The sequence below is a fragment of the Micromonospora sp. MH99 genome, assembly GCF_021442385.1.
Taxonomy (GTDB): domain Bacteria; phylum Actinomycetota; class Actinomycetes; order Mycobacteriales; family Micromonosporaceae; genus Micromonospora.
The window spans coordinates 22,115-40,312 of sequence record NZ_MUZA01000059.1 but is presented as its reverse complement, the minus strand read 5'-3'; the positions used below and the strand labels follow the sequence as shown (position 1 = coordinate 40,312).

At 72.1% G+C, this 18,198-nt stretch carries 15 protein-coding genes and 1 pseudogene; 9 read left to right on the top strand and 7 right to left on the bottom strand.

Translation table 11 applies throughout. The features are described from left to right. Positions 1–123 (top strand): annotated as a pseudogene (locus B0E54_RS24915) (phytochelatin synthase); the annotation flags it as partial. Between the two features lie 121 nt (positions 124–244). Here the strand turns inward: B0E54_RS24915 and recQ are convergent. Next, positions 245–2,086, bottom strand: coding sequence for a DNA helicase RecQ (gene recQ / locus B0E54_RS24910; protein ID WP_234588460.1), 1,842 nt, complete (start codon positions 2,084–2,086; stop codon positions 245–247). A 348-nt stretch (positions 2,087–2,434) separates the two neighbouring features. On the opposite strand from recQ, the gene rapZ reads away from it, so the two are divergent. From rapZ to B0E54_RS24870, 8 genes are all read left to right on the top strand, one after another. Continuing rightward, positions 2,435–3,340, top strand: coding sequence for an RNase adapter RapZ (gene rapZ / locus B0E54_RS24905; protein ID WP_234588457.1), 906 nt, complete (start codon positions 2,435–2,437; stop codon positions 3,338–3,340). Further along, a complete protein-coding gene (locus B0E54_RS24900) occupies positions 3,337–4,389 on the top strand; it encodes a 2-phospho-L-lactate transferase CofD family protein (RefSeq protein WP_234588455.1) in 1,053 nt (350 codons plus the stop codon). The genes rapZ and B0E54_RS24900 overlap by 4 nt, the downstream gene beginning before the upstream one ends. A 54-nt stretch (positions 4,390–4,443) precedes the next feature. Further along, complete coding sequence (gene whiA, locus B0E54_RS24895) at positions 4,444–5,424, top strand: DNA-binding protein WhiA (RefSeq protein WP_074312802.1); 981 nt, start codon at positions 4,444–4,446, stop codon at positions 5,422–5,424. A 261-nt stretch (positions 5,425–5,685) separates the two neighbouring features. Then, positions 5,686–6,690 carry a type I glyceraldehyde-3-phosphate dehydrogenase gene (gene gap / locus B0E54_RS24890; RefSeq protein WP_234588452.1) on the top strand — a complete coding sequence of 335 codons (1,005 nt, stop codon included), beginning with the start codon at positions 5,686–5,688 and terminating at the stop codon, positions 6,688–6,690. Continuing rightward, positions 6,687–7,886: a phosphoglycerate kinase gene (pgk, locus tag B0E54_RS24885; RefSeq protein WP_234588450.1), complete on the top strand. Its 1,200-nt coding sequence runs from the start codon at positions 6,687–6,689 to the stop codon at positions 7,884–7,886. The genes gap and pgk overlap by 4 nt, the downstream gene beginning before the upstream one ends. Before the next feature lie 2 nt (positions 7,887–7,888). After that, on the top strand, positions 7,889–8,680 hold the full coding sequence (gene tpiA / locus B0E54_RS24880) for a triose-phosphate isomerase (protein ID WP_234588448.1): 792 nt from the start codon (positions 7,889–7,891) through the stop codon (positions 8,678–8,680). Positions 8,681–8,775: 95 nt separating this feature from the next. Continuing rightward, positions 8,776–9,036 (top strand): preprotein translocase subunit SecG, encoded by a 261-nt coding sequence (gene secG / locus B0E54_RS24875; protein WP_234588446.1) that lies wholly within the window; start codon positions 8,776–8,778, stop codon positions 9,034–9,036. Between the two features lie 139 nt (positions 9,037–9,175). Further along, on the top strand, positions 9,176–9,520 hold the full coding sequence (locus tag B0E54_RS24870; RefSeq protein ID WP_234588445.1) for an RNA polymerase-binding protein RbpA: 345 nt from the start codon (positions 9,176–9,178) through the stop codon (positions 9,518–9,520). A 34-nt stretch (positions 9,521–9,554) separates the two neighbouring features. Here B0E54_RS24870 and pgl read toward each other — a convergent pair whose 3' ends face one another. The 6 genes from pgl to tkt form a co-directional block, all read right to left on the bottom strand. Next, positions 9,555–10,325, bottom strand: coding sequence for a 6-phosphogluconolactonase (pgl, locus tag B0E54_RS24865; protein WP_234588444.1), 771 nt, complete (start codon positions 10,323–10,325; stop codon positions 9,555–9,557). A gap of 122 nt (positions 10,326–10,447) precedes the next feature. Beyond that, on the bottom strand, positions 10,448–11,464 hold the full coding sequence (locus B0E54_RS24860; protein ID WP_234588443.1) for a glucose-6-phosphate dehydrogenase assembly protein OpcA: 1,017 nt from the start codon (positions 11,462–11,464) through the stop codon (positions 10,448–10,450). Beyond that, a complete protein-coding gene (gene zwf, locus B0E54_RS24855; RefSeq protein WP_234588467.1) occupies positions 11,461–13,014 on the bottom strand; it encodes a glucose-6-phosphate dehydrogenase in 1,554 nt (517 codons plus the stop codon). The genes B0E54_RS24860 and zwf overlap by 4 nt, the downstream gene beginning before the upstream one ends. 2 nt (positions 13,015–13,016) lie before the next feature. Next, on the bottom strand, positions 13,017–14,666 hold the full coding sequence (locus tag B0E54_RS24850) for a glucose-6-phosphate isomerase (RefSeq protein WP_234588442.1): 1,650 nt from the start codon (positions 14,664–14,666) through the stop codon (positions 13,017–13,019). Positions 14,667–14,703: 37 nt separating this feature from the next. Continuing rightward, positions 14,704–15,879, bottom strand: coding sequence for a transaldolase (gene tal, locus B0E54_RS24845; protein WP_234588441.1), 1,176 nt, complete (start codon positions 15,877–15,879; stop codon positions 14,704–14,706). Between the two features lie 15 nt (positions 15,880–15,894). After that, entirely contained in the window at positions 15,895–18,033 is a 2,139-nt protein-coding gene (gene tkt / locus B0E54_RS24840; RefSeq protein ID WP_234588440.1) for a transketolase, read from the bottom strand. Positions 18,034–18,198: the final 165 nt, after the last annotated feature.

Here is an 18,198-nt window from a genome sequence, read left to right as displayed (position 1 = left end):
TACCGCGACAACGGCACCACCGTCACCATCGCCGACTCCGCCGACCCCAACACCGCCTCCTACCAGGTCACCGTCGACCACCTCGCCGACTGGATCGCCACCCGCGGCTACGCCACCAGCTGACCGTCACACCAACGCACCAACCGACAAGGGCCGGACCCCGATCGTGGGGTCCGGCCCTTGCCACATATCCGACAAGGGCCGGACCCCACCACAGGGGTCCGGCCCTTGTCGCATGTCCAGGTCAGTCGGCCGCGAGGACGGCCAGGATCTGCTCGCCGTACTTGGCGAGCTTGTTCTCGCCGACCCCGCTGACCCGGGACAGCTCGGCCAGCGAGGTGGGCGCGTCGCCCGCGATCTGCCGGAGGGTGGCGTCGTGGAAGATGACGTACGCCGGGACGCCCTGCTCCTTGGCGGTGGCCGCCCGCCAGGCGCGCAGCCGCTCGAAGACCGACGCGGCCGCCGGGGTGAGCTCGGCGACGACGGTGGCCGCGCCGCGCGGCTTCGACGACCGGCTCGACACCGGCCGCTCCGGCTCGCGGCGCATCGTGACGGTGCGGCGGCGGCCCAGGACGTCGGCGCTGGCCTCGGTCAGGGCGAGGGTGCCGTAGTCGCCCTCCACGGCGAGCAGCCCCTCGGCGAGGAGTTGCCGGACCACGCCCCGCCACTCGGCCTCGCTCAACTCCGTGCCGATGCCGAAGACGGTCAGCGCGTCGTGACCGTACTGGCTGATCTTGTCGGTCTGCTTGCCGAGCAGGATGTCGATGCAGTGCCCGGCGCCGAACCGCTGGTTGCGTTCGCGGTCGAGGCGGAAGATGGCGGAGAGCAGCTTCTGGGCGGCGACGGTGCCGTCCCACGACTCCGGTGGGTTGAGGCAGGTGTCGCAGTTGCCGCAGGCCGTCGGGGTGGTCTCGCCGAAGTACTCGAGCAGCTGCACCCGTCGGCAGCGGACCGTCTCGCAGAGCGCGAGCATCGCGTCCAGGTGTGCGGCGAGGTTGCGCCGGTGCGCGAGGTCGCCGTCGGACGTCTCGATCATCTTGCGCTGCTGGACCACGTCCTGGAGGCCGTACGCCAGCCAGGCGGTGGACGGCAGTCCGTCGCGGCCCGCGCGGCCGGTCTCCTGGTAGTAGCCCTCGACGGACTTGGGCAGATCGAGGTGGGCGACGAAGCGTACGTCCGGCTTGTCGATGCCCATCCCGAAGGCGATGGTGGCCACCATGACCAGGCCGTCCTCGCGCAGGAAGCGTTGCTGGTTGGCCGCGCGGGTGGCCGCGTCCAGACCGGCGTGGTACGGCAGGGCGGCGACCCCGTTGGCGACGAGGAACTCTGCGGTCTTGTCCACCGAGGCGCGGGACAGGCAGTAGACGATCCCGGCGTCGCCGGGGTGCTCGTCGCGCAGCAGGGCCAGCAGCTGCTTGCGGGGTTCCCGCTTGGGCACGATCCGGTACTGGATGTTGGGGCGGTCGAAGCTGGCCACGAAGTGCCGGGCGTCGTCGAGCCCCAGTCGGGTCGCGATCTCGCGGCGGGTGGCGCTCGTCGCGGTGGCGGTCAGCGCGATCCGGGGGACCTGCGGCCAGCGTTCGTGCAGCATCGACAGCGCGAGGTAGTCGGGCCGGAAGTCGTGCCCCCACTGGGACACGCAGTGCGCCTCGTCGATCGCGAACAGGGAGATCCGCCCCCGGTCGAGCAGGGCGAGGGTGGACCGGACGCCGAGCGCCTCCGGGGCCAGATAGAGCAGGTCCAGCTCGCCGGCGACGAACGCGGCCTCCACCCGCCGCCGGGCGTCCAGGGTCTGGGTGGAGTTGAGGAAGCCGGCGCGGACACCTACCGCGGTGAGCGCGTCCACCTGGTCCTGCATGAGCGCGATCAGCGGGGAGATGACGACCGCGACACCATCGCGGACCAGGGCCGGGATCTGGTAGCACAGCGACTTGCCGCCACCGGTGGGCATCAGCACCAGCGCGTCGCCACCGGCGACGACATGGTCGATGACCTGCTGCTGGAAACCGCGGAAGGCGTCGTAGCCGAACACCCGGCGCAGCGCGTCCAGCGCGGCCTCGGCTCGCACGTCGGTGGGGGAAGCCATCCGCGGAGTCTACGAGCCGACCCCGACACCACTCGCTCGGCGCACCCGGGCACACCGGACGGGCGAGCGGTCAGCTGGACCGGTCGGCCGGGCCGCTCGGCGGGGCGAAGCGGCCCCAACCCCGTACGTTGCTCGGCGGAGACCTCCGGAATGTCGGCCCTGACCTGCGGCGATCGCGCGAAGCGCACAGATGGCTACTGACAGCCGCCAAGGGTGCGGCCTGTCGGGAGGGCGACCCGCGCTACCCGGGAGCGGACGCGCCCGACCCGGCGTCGGCCGGCGGGATAGAGTCGCTGATTGACCAATCGCGGCCGATGGCGGCCGCGGCGCCACGGCTTGGGGGTACGGGTGAGCGAGGCGCACACAGCCGGTGACGGGCAGCCGGCGGCCGAGTCGGAGACCACTCTGGTGGTGGTCACCGGGTTGTCCGGTGGCGGTCGCAGCACCGTCGCGCGGGCGTTGGAGAACGTCGGCTACTACGTCGTGGACAATCTGCCGCAGGCGCTCATGCTCGACATGGCCGAGCTGGCGTTCAAGGCCGGCGGCGCGGCCCGGCGTACGGCGATGGTCCTGGACGTCCGTTCGCGGGCCTTCTCCACCGACCTGGCCGGGGCGATCCGCGAACTCAAGGAGCGGGGCTTCTCGCCCCGGGTGGTGTTCGTCGACGCCGACGACGAGGTGCTGATCCGGCGCTTCGAGAGCGTCCGGCGTTCGCACCCGTTGCAGGGCGACGGGCGGCTGGCCGACGGCATCGCCGTGGAGCGCGGGCTGTTGGAGGAGGCCCGCGACCAGGCCGACGTGATCATCGACACCAGCCACCTGAACGTCAACCAGCTGCGTCGGCGCATCGAGGAGCTGTTCGGCGGCGAGGACGCCCGCCGGCTGCGGGTCACCGTGCTGTCGTTCGGCTTCAAGTACGGACTGCCGCCGGACGCCGACTTCGTGCTGGACGCCCGGTTCCTGCCCAACCCGTACTGGGTGCCGGAGCTGCGCGAGCACACCGGTCGGGAGGAGGCGGTCAGCGCGTACGTGCTGGGCCAGGAGGGCGCGGACGCCTTCGTCGCCTCGTACGCCGACCTGGTCAACGCCACCACCACCGGGTTCGAGCGGGAGGGCAAGCGGTACCTGACCGTCGCCGTGGGCTGCACCGGCGGCAAACACCGCAGCGTGGCCATCGCCGAGGAGCTGGCCGGTCGGCTGCGCCAGTCGGGGCTGGCCGCCAACGCGCAGCACCGCGACCTGGGGCGGGAATGACGGCGCGTCGGGTGGTCGCCTTCGGCGGAGGGCACGGGCTGTCCGCGTCGCTGCGTGCGCTGCGCCACTGCGCCCCCGAACTCGACCTGGACATCACCGCGGTGGTCACGGTCGGCGACGACGGCGGTTCCAGCGGCCGGCTGCGCGCCGAACGGGGCGGCCTGCCCCCGGGTGACCTGCGCCAGGCGCTGGTGGCCCTGGCCGGTGACCACCCGGCCACCCGACGCAGCGCCGGTCTGTTCCAGCACCGCTTCGCCGCCGTGCCGGCTGTCGGCGTACCCCCGCGGGACGGGACCGACGCGGACCTGACGGCGGCGGGCGGCCCGGAGTCGCGCGGCGCGGAACCGGCGGCGCGCTCCGACGGCCTGGCCGGGCACGCGGTGGGCAACCTGGTGCTCTGCGGCCTCATGGAGCTGCTCGGCGACCCGGTGGCGGCGCTGGAACACGCCGGGGCGATGCTCGGCACGGTCGGGCGGGTCCTGCCGATGTCGCGCCAGCCGGTAGGCATCGAGGCGCGGGTGCGCGGCGCCGACCCGAGCGCCCCCGACGAGGTGCGGACCGTACGCGGTCAGCACCAGGTGGCGGTCACCACCGGGCGGGTCGAGTCGCTGCGTCTCACCCCGGCCGCCCCGGCGGCCTGCGCCGAGGCCCTGGCGGCGATCGGCGCGGCGGACTGGTTGATCTTCGGGCCGGGCAGCTGGTACACGAGTGTTCTTCCGCACCTGCTGGTGCCGCAGCTGGCCGACGCGATCGTGTCCAGCTCGGCCCGGCGGCTCGTCACGCTGAACCTGGCCGCGGAGAAGGAGACCCTCGGCCTCTCGGTCGCCGATCATCTGGCGGCGTTGCGCTGGTACCTGCCCGAACTCAAGGTCGATCTCGTGCTCGCGGACGCCAAGGCGGTGGGTGACCCTGAACCGGTCGAACGTGCGGCAGAATCGCTGGGTGCCCGCCTGGTCCTCGCCCCCGTCGCCGTCACCGACGGCACTCCCCGCCATGATCCGGCTGCCCTGGGCGCCGCGCTGGTGCCTGTCCTGGGCGCCGATCGTTAGACACGTACGTAATCTCCGGCGACACGCCGGAACAGGTCCGTGAGGGGACGCACAATGGCGATGACGGCTGCGGTCAAGGACGAGCTGAGTCGGGTCGACGTGCCCAAGCCCTGCTGTCGGCGGGCGGAGATGGCGGCGCTGCTGCGCTTCGCCGGCGGGCTGCACATCGTCTCCGGCCGTGTGGTGGTGGAGGCTGAGCTGGACACCGGCGCGGTGGCGCGTCGGCTGCGCCGGGAGATCGCGGAGGTCTACGGCTACCCCAGCGAGATCCACGTGCTGGCGTCCGGTGGGCTGCGCAAGGGCAGCCACTTCATAGTCCGCGTGGTCAAGGACGGTGAGGCGCTCGCGCGGCAGACCGGCCTGCTGGACGTGCGCGGTCGGCCGGTGCGCGGGCTGCCCCCGCACGTGGTGGCGGCAAACGTCTGCTGCGCGGTCTCGGCGTGGCGGGGAGCGTTCATGGCGCACGGCTCGCTCACCGAGCCCGGCCGCTCCAGCGCGCTGGAGATCACCTGCCCGGGGCCGGAGTCGGCGCTGGCGCTGGTCGGCGCGGCCCGGCGGATCGGCATCACCGCGAAGAACCGCGAGGTGCGCGGGGTGGACCGGGTGGTGGTCAAGGACGGCGACGCCATCGCCGCGCTGCTCACCCGCATCGGCGCGCACTCCAGCGTGCTGGCCTGGGAGGAGCGACGGGTCCGCCGCGAGGTGCGGGCCACCGCCAACCGGCTGGCCAACTTCGACGACGCCAACCTGCGCCGCTCGGCGCGTGCCGCCGTCGCCGCCGCGGCCCGGGTGACCCGGGCGCTGGAGATCCTTGCCGACGAGGCGCCCAACCACCTCACCGACGCGGGGAGGCTGCGCCTGGAGCACCGGCAGGCGTCGCTGGAGGAGCTGGGCGCGTTGGCCGAACCTCCGCTGACCAAGGACGCCATCGCCGGACGGATCCGCCGTCTGCTGGCGCTGGCCGACAAGCGGGCCCGGGACCTCGGCATCCCGGATACCGAAGCGGCCGTCACACCCGACATGCTCGTGGTCTGATAGGACGGTGGGGCCGTACGGTGCGCCGGGACCACGCCCCGGCGCGGCGTGCTCTCACGCGCTCGGATAAGGTCGCTGAGTACGGCAAGGGGGCCGACACAGGCACTCCTCGTCGTGCTTACCGCCTCGGGCGGTCAGGTCCTCAGACCGCGGCGGGGTGCCGAGACGAACCGTCAACGGCCGGCTCCAACGGTCGGCGCACACCACTCCGCCGGCCCGTTGTCTGAAGCCGGCAGACCAGAACGCGAGGAGATGGGACCTGTGACCATCCGGGTTGGCATCAACGGCTTCGGCCGAATCGGCCGTAACTTCTTCCGGGCAGTGCTGGCGTCCGACGCCGACATCGAGGTCGTGGCGGTGAACGACCTTACCGACAACGCCACGCTCGCCCACCTGCTCAAGTACGACAGCATCCTCGGCCGCCTGCCGTACGAGGTCAAGGCCACCGCCGACGAGATCACCGTCGGTGGCAAGACCATCAAGGCGTACGCCGAGAAGGACCCGTCGAAGCTGCCGTGGGGCGAGGTCGGCGCCGACGTCGTCATCGAGTCCACCGGCTTCTTCACCGACGCCACCAAGGCCAAGGCGCACGTCGACGGCGGGGCCAAGAAGGTCATCATCTCCGCCCCGGCGAAGAACGAGGACGTCACCGTCGTCATGGGTGTCAACCAGGACACCTACGACCCGGCGAAGCACACCATCATCTCCAACGCCTCGTGCACCACCAACTGCCTCGCGCCGATGGCGAAGGTCCTGCACGACACGTTCGGCATCCAGCACGGTCTGATGACGACGATCCACGCGTACACCCAGGACCAGAACCTCCAGGACGCGCCGCACTCGGACCTGCGTCGCGCCCGGGCCGCCGCGCTGAACATCGTCCCGACCTCGACCGGCGCCGCGAAGGCCATCGGCCTGGTGCTGCCGGACCTGAAGGGCAAGCTCGACGGGTACGCGCTGCGGGTGCCGATCCCGACCGGCTCGGTCACCGACCTCACCGTCAACGTGGGTCGCGAGACCACCGTGGACGAGGTCAACGCCGCGCTGAAGGCCGCCGCGGACGGCCCGCTCAAGGGCATCCTGGTCTACAACGAGGACCCGATCGTCTCCACCGACATCGTCACCGACCCGGCGTCGTGCATCTTCGACGCGCCGCTGACCAAGGTCGTCGGCAACCAGGTCAAGGTCGTCGGCTGGTACGACAACGAGTGGGGCTACTCCAACCGCCTGGTCGACCTCGTCAAGCTGGTCGGTTCGTCGCTGTGAGCATCCGGACCCTCGACGACCTGCTCGCCGAGGGGGTGTCGGGTCGGCGCGTGCTGGTGCGCGCCGACCTGAACGTCCCGCTCGACAAGCAGTCCGGCGCCATCACGGACGACGGGCGCATCCGCGCGGTGCTGCCGACCCTCGGTGCGCTGGTCGAGGCCGGCGCGAAGGTGGTCGTCTGCTCGCACCTGGGCCGCCCGAAGGGCACGCCGGACCCGCAGTTCAGCCTGAGCCCGGTCGCCGGGCGGCTCGGTGAGCTGCTCGGCGCTCCGGTGCACTTCGCCACCGACACGGTCGGCGACTCGGCCCGCTCCACCGTCGCGGGCCTGGCCGACGGCCAGGTCGCCCTGCTGGAGAACCTGCGTTTCAACGCGGGGGAGACCAGCAAGGACGAGGCCGAGCGGGGCGCCTTCGCCGATCAGCTCGCCGCGTTCGGCGACGCGTACGTGGACGACGCGTTCGGCGCCGTGCACCGCAAGCACGCCAGCGTCTACGACGTGCCGGCGCGGCTGCCGCACGTGGCCGGCCGGCTGGTGCTGCGTGAGGTCGAGGTGCTCTCCAAGCTCACCAGCGAGCCCGAGCGGCCGTACGTGGTGGTGCTGGGCGGTTCCAAGGTCTCCGACAAGCTCGCGGTGATCGAGGCGCTGCTGCCGACTGTCGACCGGCTGCTCATCGGCGGCGGGATGTGCTTCACCTTCCTCAAGGCCCAGGGCCTGGAGGTGGGCACCTCGCTGCTGGAGAAGGACATGGTCGAGACCTGCCGCAACCTGCTGGAGCGCTCCGGCGGCAAGATCATGCTGCCGGTCGACGTGGTGGTCGCGGACGCGTTCGCCCCGGACGCCGCGCACGACACGGTCCGCGTCGACGGCATCCCGAGCCACCGGCTCGGTCTGGACATCGGCCCGGAGACGGTCGCCGGCTTCGCCGCCGCCCTGTCGCAGGCGAAGACGATCTTCTGGAACGGCCCGATGGGCGTGTTCGAGATGGCGGCGTTCGCGGCCGGCACCCGGGGGATCGCCGAGGCGATCACCAAGGCCGACGCGTTCAGCGTCGTCGGTGGCGGCGACTCCGCCGCGGCGGTGCGGGCGTTGGGCCTGGACGAATCGAGCTTCGGTCACATCTCCACCGGCGGCGGCGCCTCCCTGGAGTACCTGGAGGGCAAGACCCTCCCCGGCATCGCGGCCCTGGAGAACTGAGCATGGCGAGCACGACCCGCCGGCCGTTGATGGCCGGCAACTGGAAGATGAACCTCAACCACCTCGAGGCCAACCTGCTCGTGCAGAAGCTGGCCGCGAGCCTCACCGAGAAGCAGCTCACCGAGGTCGAGACGGTGGTGCTGCCGCCGTTCACCGACCTGCGCACCGTGCAGACGGCTGTGGACGGCGACAAGCTGCTGATCGGCTACGGCGGGCAGGACCTCTCCCCGCACGCCTCCGGCGCGTACACCGGGGACATCTCCGGCGCGATGCTCGCCAAGCTCGGCTGCACGTACGTGGTGGTCGGGCACTCCGAGCGGCGGGCCTACCACCACGAGGACGACGGGGTGGTCAACGCGAAGGTGAAGGCGGCGCTCGCGCACGGCCTGACCCCGATCCTCTGCGTGGGGGAGGGGCTGGACGTCCGCGAGCAGGGCACCCACGTGGCGCACTGCGCCGACCAGCTCGACGGGGGCCTCGCCGGGCTCACGGCCGAGCAGGTGCGCCAGGTCGTCATCGCGTACGAGCCGGTCTGGGCGATCGGCACCGGCAAGACCGCGACGCCCGAGGACGCGCAGGAGGTCTGCGGCGCGGTCCGCCAGCGGCTGGCGGAGCGCTTCGACGCCGAGACCGCCGACGCGGTCCGGGTCCTCTACGGCGGCTCGGTCAAGGCGTCCAACGTCGCCTTGATCATGGGCCAGCCGGACGTGGACGGTGGCCTGGTGGGTGGCGCCAGCCTGGACGCCGAAGAATTCGCGCAGATCTGCCGGTTCCCCGAGCACATCGCTCGCTGATCGCTCGCTATCCTGGACACCGCCCGTCCACCGGCCGGTGCCGCCGTGCCCGACCTGTCCGGGCGAGGATCGCTACGAGAGGACTGCCCCCAGCCATGCCGATCTGGTTCGCATACACGTTGATCGTGTTGCTGGTCATCACGAGCATCCTGCTCACCCTGCTCATCCTGCTGCACCGCGGTAAGGGTGGCGGGTTGTCGAGCATGTTCGGCGGTGGCGTCAGCTCCAGCCTCGCCGGCTCCTCGGTGGCCGAGAAGAACCTGGACCGTTACACCGTTCTGGTGGGTGTCGTCTGGTTCGCGGCGATCGTCGGGCTGGGGCTCTGGCTCCGTCTCCAGCTGAACAGCGGCACCTGAGCAGGTCCGCGAAGTCGTACAATCTGCGCGCGGTCCGTCACTCGACGGGCCGCGCGCAGTCTTTTCTCCGCTGCACCGCGTCGCCCGCCGCCCATCCCCGACGGCGGCGGGTCCCCTCCGACGACAGGAGCGAGCAGCCGTGCCCAGTGGCAACGTCATCCGCGGCGCCCGCGTCGGGTCCGCACCCATGCGCCCGGACGAGCGGCACCAACCCGCACCCCGACAGGACGTCACCTACTGGTGTCGCAACGACCACCAGACCGACATCCGCATCGCGGCCGACGCCACGGCGCCGCCGCTGTGGGACTGCCCCCGCTGCGGGCTCCCCGCCGGTCCGGACGCGCAGAACCCGCCCGGACGGGTCCGCGCCGAGCCCTACAAGAGCCACCTGGCGTACGTGAAGGAGCGGCGTACCGCCGAGGAGGGCGAGGCGCTGCTGGCGGAGGCGCTCGCCGCGCTGCGCCGCCGCCGGGGCGAAAGCTAGGTGCGGGCCCCCGCGTCGGGGGCCGCACCGTCGCTCAGCGCAGGCTCCGCAGCCGGGCGGGCACGTCAGCGGCCGCCGCGCGGTCCAGCAGCCAGCGGGTGCGGTCCACGCCGTGCACCCCGGCGGCCGGCAGCTGCACCGGGCCGGCGCCGGCCAGCGCCATGCCCACCGCACGGGCCTTGTCGGCGCCGCCGGCCACGAGCCAGACCTCCTCGGCGGTGTTGATCGCCGACAGGGTGAGCGTGGTCCGCACCGGCGGCGGCTTCGGGCTGCCCCGCACCGCGCTGACCGGCCGCGTCTCGTAGTGCACCGGGTGCTCCGGGAAGACCGAGGCGACGTGCCCGTCCTCACCGACGCCCAGCATCAGCACGTCGAAGTGCGGCAGCGCGGCGTGCCCCGGCCGGGCGGCGCGGGCCAACTCGTCGGCGTACGCGGCGGCGGCCGCCTCGGGGTCGTTGCCGGCCGGCCCGTCGGAGGCCGGCATGGGATGCACCCGGGCCGGGTCCAGCGGCACCACGTCCAGCAGGGCGGCGCGGGCCTGGGTCTCGTTACGCTCCGGGTCGCCGGCGGGCAGGAACCGCTCGTCACCCCACCACACGTCGACCCGCGACCAGTCCACCGCGTCGCGGGCCGGCAACTGCGCCACCGCCCGGTACACGGCCGCGGCGATGCGCCCACCGGTGAGCACCATCGCGGCCTCGCCCCGGTCGGCCTGGGCGTCGAGCAACTTCACCAGCAGCCGGGCAGCCACGGCCTGCGCCAGCAGGTCGGCGTCGGCGTGGACGGCGACACTCGCCTCACTCATGGGTTGTGCCTTCGTTTCCCGACCGCTGGGCGGTCGCTGTCGCGTCGTTGCCCGGACGGAACGTCCGGAGGTGGCGGTGGAGGGCCGGGACATGGCGTCCCGGCCCTCGGGTGTGGTGCTGCTCAGCTCTCGCCGCTCGTGCCGGTGTGCGCGGTGACCCCGGCCTCGGCGCGCTGGGCCGTGGCCGGATCCTTCCAGACGTGCACCCGCTGCGGGGGGCGCTGTTCCAGACCCCGCAGACCGGCGGTCGCGCCCAGCGCTTCCGCGTACACCTGGTCCGCGTCCAGCCGGCGCAGCTCCTCGGCCAGCTCGTCGCCGAGCGGCCGACGGACCAGCGGCAGGGTCCGGTCGTCCTGACCGGTCCGCCGGAACACCGCCAGGCTGTCCTCGCGGGTCAGCGTCAGGCGGTCGCCGTTGGCGCAGGTCAACTGCACCTCCCGCATCCGGGGGAACTCGTCGCTGTCGACCCGGCGCGGGGTGATGCCGAGCCGACTGGACAGCCAGCCGACCATCAGCGCCGCCGTCGGGTCGCTGGGCGGCGCGACGACAGTCGCCTCGGTGACCTTCGCCTCGGTGGTGTCGAACGCCCCGGCGACCAGGGTCCGCCACGGGGTGATCCGCGTCCACGCCAGGTCGGTGTCACCCGGGGCGTAGTCCCGGGCGCGCTGCCGCAGCGCCTCGATCGGGTCCGTGGCCTGCGCCGTGTCGGTGATCCTCCGGTCGGCTACCACCCCGAGGAAGTCGGTGGCGATCTCCGCCGGCGGCTCGCCGTGCCACCAGGTGACCACCGGCACGTCCGGCACCAGCAGCGGCATCACCACCGACTCGGCGTGCAGGGCGAGCCGCCCGTACATCCGGGTGACCACCGCCTCGCAGGGGCCGAGCCGGCCACCGACCACGATCTCGGCGTCCAGCCGGTTGCGTTCCCGCTCGATGTCGGAGCGGACCACGACCACCAGCCGGCACGGGTGGGCCGCGGCGGCGATGGTCGCCGCGGCCTCCGCCTCGCGGACCCGCTTCTCGTCCACCACCACGATGAGGGTGAGCGCCATGCCGCTGGCCACACCACCGGCGCTGCGCCGCTCGGCGGCAAGCGCCTTGACCACCTCGTTGCCGGTGGTGTCCCACAGCCCGATCATGCTCTTCTCCAAGCGCGGCCCTCGCGGGCCAGCATCTCGTCGGCAGCCCGTGGCCCCCACTCGCCGGCGCGGTACGGCTCCGGCGTGGTGCCCTCCCAGGCGTGCTCCAGCGGGTCGATCACCTGCCAGCTCTGCTCGACCTCGGCCGCGTCCGGGAACAGGGTGCGGTCCCCGATCAGCACGTCCAGGACGAGCCGCTCGTACGCCTCCGGGCTGGACTCCGTGAACGCCTCGCCGTACTGGAAGTCCATCGCGATGTCGCGGACCTCCATCGTGGTGCCCGGCACCTTCGAGCCGAACTTGAGCACCACGCCCTCGTCGGGCTGCACCCGGATGACGAGCTGGTTGTTGCCCAGCGACTCCATGTCGGCGTCGTTGAACGGCAGGTGCGGCGCCTTCTTGAACATGATGGCGACCTCGGTGACCCGCCGGGGCAGCCGCTTGCCGGCCCGGATGTAGAACGGCACCTCGGCCCAGCGCCGGTTCTGGATGCCGAGCCGCACCGCCACGTACGTCTCCGTCGTGGAGTCGGCGGGGACGTCCTGCTCCTCCCGGTAGCCGACCGCGCGTTCGCCGCCCACCCAGCCGGGCAGGTACTGGCCGCGGACGGTGTCCCGGGCCACGTCCTTGGGCAGGGTGATCGCCTTGAGCACCTTCAGCTTCTCGGCGCGGATCTCGTCGGCGTCGAAGCTGGTCGGCTCCTCCATCGCCACCAGCGCCAGGAGCTGGAGCAGGTGGTTCTGGAGCACGTCACGGGCGGTGCCGACGGTGTCGTAGAAACCGGCCCGACTGCCGATGCCGACGTCCTCGGCCATGGTGATCTGCACCGAGTCGACGTACTTCGAGTTCCACAGCGGCTCGAACAGGTTGTTGGCGAACCGCAGGGCCAGGATGTTCTGGACGGTCTCCTTGCCCAGGTAGTGGTCGATCCGGAAGACGTCCTGGCGGGTGAACACGTCGTCGACGAGGTCGTTGAGCGCCTTCGCCGACGGCAGGTCGTTGCCGAACGGCTTCTCCACCACGACCCGGCGCCAACCGCCGGACTTCTCGTTGTCGGCCATCCCGGTGCGGGCCAGTTGCTTGAGCACGACGGGGAACGCGGCCGGCGGGATGGAGAAGTAGAACGCCGCGTTGCCGGCGATGCCGTGGGTCTGCCGCAGGTCGTCCAGCGTCGAGGCGAGCTGGTCGAAGGCCGCGTCGTCGTCGAACGACCCGCCGACGAACTTGATGTTGCCGGCCAGCCGCGCCCACACCTCTTCCCGCCACGGGGTGCGGGCGTGCTTGCGGGCCGCCTCGCACGCGAGGGTCTCGAAGTCGCCGTCACCCCAGTCTCGGCGGGCGAAGCCGAGCACCACGAAACCGGGCGGCAGCAGCCCCCGGTTCGCCAGGTCGTAGACCGCGGGGAGCAGCTTCTTGCGGGCCAGGTCGCCGGTCACCCCGAAGATCACCAGAGCGCACGGCTCGGGGATCCGGGGCAACCGGCGGTCCTGCGGGTCGCGTAGCGGGTTCACCGAACCGCCTTCTCGCTCCGCTTCAGTCACAGCGTCCATCCTCACGCCCGCAGCTCACCGGCCGCGTCGAGTAGTTGGGCGACGCCGGCTGCCCGGTCGGTCAGGTGCAGCCGCAGCAGCGGACGCTCCCGGCCGGCGAGGGCCTGCCGGTCGCCGGCGGCCTGTGCCGCCTGCAACTCACCGAAGGTGTACGGCTTGCCCGGCACCGCCAGGTCCTTGGCGACCGCGCCGGTCACCTGAAGGTAGCTGCCCACCTGCGGGCCACCCTTGTGGTACTGGCCGGTGGAGTGCAGGAACCGTGGCCCCCAGCCGAAGGTGACCGGCCGGCCACTCGCCTCGGCCAGCAGCGGACGCAGCCGGGCCGCGTCGGCGTCGGCGAACCGGTCCAGGTAGGCCATCGTGGCCAGGTAGCCGTCCTCGCCCAACCCGTCGAGCAGCCAGCGCAGCACGCCGACCAGGTCACCGGGGGCGCCCTGCGGGGCGTACACCTCGATCGCGCCCTCGGTGAACGACGGCGTCTCGGCCGGCAGACCCGAGGCCAGGATCTTGTTGGTGTTCTCCTTGGACTCGGTGACGTTCGGCTGGTTGAACGGGTCGATGCCGAGCACCACGCCGGCCACCGCGGTGGCGTACTCCCAGGCCAGGAACTGCGCGCCGAGCGGGCCGTTGACGGCCACGTCCGGGTCGGCGCCGCCGCCCGGCACGTCACCGGCGGCCAACGCGCCGCCGTAGCTGACGGTCAGCACGTCCGGCCCGGTGGCGCCGGGGCTCTGCGGGGACTCGACCACGACGGGCAGGATGCCCACCCCGGCCTTGCCTGTCGACTCGGCGATCAACTGCTCGGCCCAGTCGCCCAGGCCGTCGATGCCGGTGCCGTCGGACACCAGGGCGACCTTGTCACGGGCCAGCGTGGCGGCCGCGCCCAGCGCGGCGCCCAACGCCAACGCCGGGTTGTCGCGGTCCGAGGCGAGCGACTCGACCAACGCGTCGGCCTGGTCGAGCAGCTCGGCGACCTCGACGCCGGCCAGCGCCGACGGCACCAGCCCGAACGCGGTGAGCGCCGAGTACCGACCGCCCACGTTCGGGTCGGCGAGCACGGTGAACGCGCCCATCTCGGCCGCGGTGGCCTCCAGCGGCGAACCCGGGTCGGTGACGATGACGAAGTGCCGGCCGGCCTCCGCCTCGGTCATCCCGGCGTCCAGGAACGCCTGCCAGTAGGCGCGACGGTGGCTGTCGGTCTCCACCGTCGAGCCGGACTTGCTGGCGACGACCACCACGGTGCGCTCCAGCCGGTCACCCAGGGCCGCCCGGACCTGGCCCGGGTCGGTGGTGTCCAGCACGGTCAGCGGCCGGCCCAGCGTCCGCGTGATCACCTCGGGGGCGAGGGACGAGCCGCCCATGCCGGCGAGCACCACGTGGTCCAGGTCGGCCAGCTCCGCGCTCAGCTCGGCGAGCTGCGCCAGCAGCTCCCGGCTGCGCCGGTGGGTGTCCACCCAGCCGAGCCGGATCTTCGCCTCGGCCTCGGCGTCCGGACCCCACAGGCCCGCGTCCTTGGCGGCCAGCTTGCCGGGGACGCCGGCCTTGACCAGCGCCTCCCGGGTCGAGGCGGGCGCGGACTTGTCGACCGCGTCCGCGCCGTACACGGCGAGCCCGGCGGCTGCCTCCACCGGCCCTGCGAGAAGGTCGCTCATGCCGTCACTCCGCTTCGCCGCTTGCTGATTCGCTCGCTCACGCGCCACCGGCCTTCTCGGCGGCCTTGGCGTTGCCCTTGGCAGCCTTGTTCGGAGCGCCCGTGCCGGTGCCCGCCGCCTTCAGCGACTTGCTGACGCCGTCGAGCAGCTCCTGCCAGCTCGCCTCGAACTTCTCCACACCCTCGCGCTCGAGGGTGGCGATCACGTCGGCCATGTCCACCCCGACCGACTCCAGGTCCGCGAAGACCTTCCGGGCCGCGTCGTAGGCGCCGGTCACGGTGTCGCCGCGCGTCTCGCCGTGATCGGCGTACGCGTGGATGACCGACTCCGGCATGGTGTTGACCGTGCCGGGGGCGATCAGCTCCTCGACGTAGATCACGTCCCGGTAGTCCGGGTTCTTGGTCGAGGTGGATGCCCACAACGGCCGCTGCGGGTGCGCTCCGGCGGCCTCCAGGGCCTTCCAGCGGTCCGAGGAGAAGACCTCGGTGTAGCGCTCGTACGCCAGCTGGGCGTTGGCCACCGCGGCCTTGCCCTTGAGCGCCTTGGCCTGGTCGGAGCCGACCTTCTCCAGCCGCTTGTCGACCTCGGAGTCGACCCGGGAGACGAAGAACGACGCGACCGAGCCGATCTTCGACAGGTCGTGCCCGTTGGCCTTGGCCTGCTCCAGACCGGCCAGGAAGGCCTCCATGACCGCCGAGTAGCGGTCCAGGCCGAAGATCAGCGTCACGTTGACGCTGATCCCCTCGGCGAGGGTGTCGGTGATCGCCGACAGGCCCTCCTCGGTGGCCGGGATCTTGATGAAGAGGTTGGGCCGGTCGACCAGCCACCACAGCGCCTTGGCCTCGGCGACCGTCTTGTCCGCGTCGTGTGCGCTGCGCGGGTCCACCTCGATCGAGACCCGGCCGTCCACGCCCGCGCTGCCGTCGTACGACGGGCGCATCACGTCGCAGGCCCACCGTACGTCGTACGTGGTGAGCATCCGTACGGCCTCTTCCACGTCCACGCCACGGATGGCGAGGTCACGCAGCTGCCAGTTGTACTCGTCGGCGTCGCTCAACGCCTTGGCGAAGATCGTCGGGTTGGTGGTGACGCCGGCGACGTGCTTCTCACGGCGGAGCTGGTCCAGCCCGCCGGAGCTCAAACGTACCCGGGAAAGATCATCGAGCCACACCGCCACACCCGCGGCGGTGAGCTCATTCAGCTTGTCCGTCATGCCGTCCACGCTCCCTCAGTTGCCGGTCGTGAAACCGGTGATGTCGCCCACCCGGGCCAGCGAGGCGTGTGCCGCCGCCACGATCCGGTCGGGGGTGAACCCGAACTGCTCGAAGAGCACGGTGTGCGGGGCGCTCGCCCCGTAGTGCTCCAGGCTGACGCTCTCGCCGAGATCACCGACGATGCCGCGCCAGGACATGGCGATCCCGGCCTCCACGCTCACCCGTGCCTTTACCCCGCGCGGGAGCACCGACTCCCGGTAAGCCTCATCCTGCTCGTAGAACCACTCCTGGCAGGGCATCGAAACGACCCGGGTCGGCGTGCCGTCGGCCTCCAGCCGCTCCCGGGCGGTCAGGCAGAGCTGCACCTCGGAGCCGGTGCCGACGATGATCACCTGCGGCTTGCCGTTGGACGCCTCGGCCAGCACGTAGCCGCCCTTGGCCACCCCGTCCGCGGCACCCAGGACGTCCCGGTCCAGGGTCGGCAGCGGCTGGCGGCTCAGCGCCAGCGCGGTCGGCCGGTCGGTGTGCTCCAGCGCCTGCCGCCAGGCCCACGCCGTCTCGTTGGCGTCCGCCGGGCGGACCACGTCCAGGCCCGGGATGGCGCGCAGCGCGGTCAGGTGCTCCACCGGCTGGTGGGTCGGGCCGTCCTCGCCCAGGCCGATCGAGTCGTGCGTCCAGACGTACGTCACCGGCAGCTTCATCAACGCGGCCAGCCGCACCGACGGGCGCATGTAGTCGCTGAACACCAGGAACGTGCCGCCGTACGGGCGGGTGCCGCCGTGCAGGGCGATGCCGTTGAGGATCGCGCCCATGGCGTGCTCACGGATGCCGAAGTGCAGGGTGCGGCCGTACTCGTGGCCGGGGAAGTCCTTGGTGGCGTGCGAGGCCGGGATGAACGACGGCTCGCCCTTCATCGTGGTGTTGTTGCTCTCGGCCAGGTCGGCCGAACCGCCCCACAGCTCCGGCAGCACCGGCGCGAGCGCCTCGAGCACCTTGCCGGAGGCGGCCCGGGTGGCCACGCCCTTGGCGTCGGCGGGGAAGACCGGCAGCGCCTCGGTCCAGCCGTCCGGCAGCACCCGGCCGGCCATCCGCTCGTAGAGCGCCGTGCGCTCCGGGTTCGCCTTCTTCCAGGCGTCGAACGAGACGGTCCACTCCTGCTGGGCGTCCGAGCTGCGGCCCATCACGTTGCGGGCGTGCGCGAGCACCTCCTCGTCGACCTGGAAGGTCTGCTCCGGGTCGAAGTCGAGGATCCGCTTGGTGGCCTTCACCTCGTCGGCGCCGAGCGCCGAGCCGTGGATCTTGCCGGTGTTCTGCTTGTTGGGCGCGGGCCAGCCGATGATGGTGCGCAGCGCGATGAAGGAGGGACGGCCGGTCTCGGCCTTGGCGGCCACCAGCGCGCGGTACAGCGCCTCGGCGTCCTCGTGGTAGTCGCCCTGGTCGGCGTCACCGCTGCGCCAGTCGACAGTCTGCACGTGCCAGCCGTACGCCTCGTAGCGGGCCGCCACGTCCTCGCTCTTGGCGATGCGGGTGTCGTCCTCGATCGAGATCTCGTTGTCGTCGTAGACGACAGTGAGGTTGCCCAGCTGCTGGTGCCCGGCGAGGGCGCTGGCCTCGTGGCTGATGCCCTCCTCGATGTCGCCGTCGGAGACGATGCACCAGATGTTGTGGTCGAAGACCGACCTGCCCGGCTCGGCCTCCGGGTCGAACAGGCCGCGCTCGCGGCGGGCCGCCATGGCCATGCCCACCGCGTTGCCCAGGCCCTGCCCGAGGGGACCGGTGGTGGTCTCGACGCCCGGGGTGTGACCGTGCTCCGGGTGACCCGGGGTCTGCGAGCCCCACTGCCGCAGCGACTTGAGGTCGGCCAGGCTCAGCGGGTAGCCGGACAGGAACAGCTGGATGTAGAGGGTCAGACTGGAGTGCCCGGCGGAGAGCACGAACCGGTCCCGGCCGGGCCAGTTCGGGTCGGCCGGGTTGTGCCGCATGACCCGGTTGAAGAGAAGGTAGGCCGCGGGCGCCAGGCTCATCGCGGTGCCCGGGTGGCCGTTGCCGGATTTCTCGACGGCATCCATGGCCAGAACGCGGACGGTGTCGACAGCCCGGCGATCGAGGTCGGACCAGTTGAGTTCAGAGTGCTCAGGTCGGTTGGCAGCCACGATGGTTGTGCTCCTCGGCAGATGGGCGGAACCCTCACTGGTGACCCTATCGAGCGTGACTAAACGTCCGCCCGGGGATCTCTGCATGGTCTGCGGTACGGGACAGGGCAGCGAGTCGTTCAACCCGGTGGTGTGACGGCCCGCACCGTTGTCGGGTCGGCCGGG